The 1,417-nt window shown below is 45.2% G+C and carries 2 protein-coding genes; both read left to right on the top strand.

The window, feature by feature from the left end:
* Window positions 1-190, top strand: a 190-nt coding sequence (locus QUB37_RS29650; protein WP_333168812.1) for a hypothetical protein, incomplete at its 5' end; no start/stop codon positions are given.
* Window positions 191-488: 298 nt separating this feature from the next.
* A partial coding sequence (locus QUB37_RS29655; protein WP_333168814.1) for an IS110 family transposase occupies window positions 489-1,417 on the top strand: 929 nt, incomplete at its 3' end.

Genomic DNA, 1,417 nt, shown 5'->3' on the forward strand with positions numbered 1-1,417 from the left:
AACCCGCCCCTTGTATCTTAAAAGAGTGAGTCAGGCGATTGCCACGTCATTGATTCGATCATACCGACAATCAGTCGATCGAACCGACAATCAGTCGATCGAACCGACAATCAGTCGATCGAACCGACAATCAGTTGATCGTACCGACAATCAGTTGATCGTACCGATGATCAGTCGATCGTACCGATGATCAGTCGATCGTACCGATCGACGAAGTGAATCTAAAGAAACAAGGAAAGTTTTGTAGAAACGGTTCTGTAACAGGCGAAAGTGTGAGCAAGAGGACATCAGAAATCGGTGAAGTTGGCCCGCCCCTTAGACTAAACAAGTCTGTTGTGTAGATAAGCTCCCATTACTGATGACAGGCGCACCAAGCTGGACAGTATCTTAGGCTCTCGATCGAACGATCGAGAAAGCCTGCATTCACAAGGTTAGTATTAATTGCCTGTCAAGTTCTTTAATAGATCGGAGTACATGGAGAGCAAATAATGACAACAGTCTTAGGCATAGACATCAGTAAAAAAGACTTTCATGTCTCATTACTGAGAGAAGGTCGTGCAACTAAACCCAGAAAGTTTACGAACAATACTCAAGGGTTTGAGAGTTTGCATAACTGGCTCAAACAACAAAGTGTCGTCGAACTCCATGCTTGTATGGAAGCTACTAGCATCTACGGCGAAGCCTTGGCAGAATTCCTTTATGGGGAAGGCTTTCAGGTAAGTATCGTCAATCCGGCTCGTATTAAAGGGTTTGCTAAAAGCGAACTTCTGAGAACGAAAACAGACTCCGTAGATGCGGCACTGATTGCCCGTTTTTGTGCGGCAATGAAACCATCATTATGGACTCCTACAGCCCCCGAAGTCAAGGAATTACAAGCCTTGTTACGGCGGCTCGAATCAGTCACAGAAATGATGACGAGCGAACAAAACCGTTTGGAGACAGCTACGCCAACAGTTGCTTCCCTTACCCAGGAACATTTGGACTATCTAAAACAGCAACAACAACTAATCAAAAAACTGATTAGTGACCATTTTGACCAACACCCACACTTAAAACAACAGCGCGAGCTGTTGACTTCAATTCCTGGCATTGGCGATTTAACAGCTTCTATATTATTAGCTGAAATTGGCGATGTTTCTGATTACGATAATGCTCGTCAATTAGCAGCCTATGCTGGTTTAACACCGAGCGAACGTACTTCTGGGACTTCGGTTAAGGGCAAAACTCGTTTGTCTTGTACGGGTAATGTCCGACTGCGAAAAGCGCTGTATATGCCAGCGGTAGTGGCGATGCGTCACAATCCGTTACTCAAGGCTATGAGTGAGCGACTATTGGGTCGCGGAAAGGTCAAAATGCAGGTGATTGGTGCGCTGATGAGGAAACTGGTGCATTTGGCTTTTGGGATTTTAAAATCCCA

The organism is Microcoleus sp. AT3-A2 (assembly GCF_036705685.1).
In the GTDB taxonomy this organism is placed as follows: domain Bacteria; phylum Cyanobacteriota; class Cyanobacteriia; order Cyanobacteriales; family Microcoleaceae; genus Microcoleus.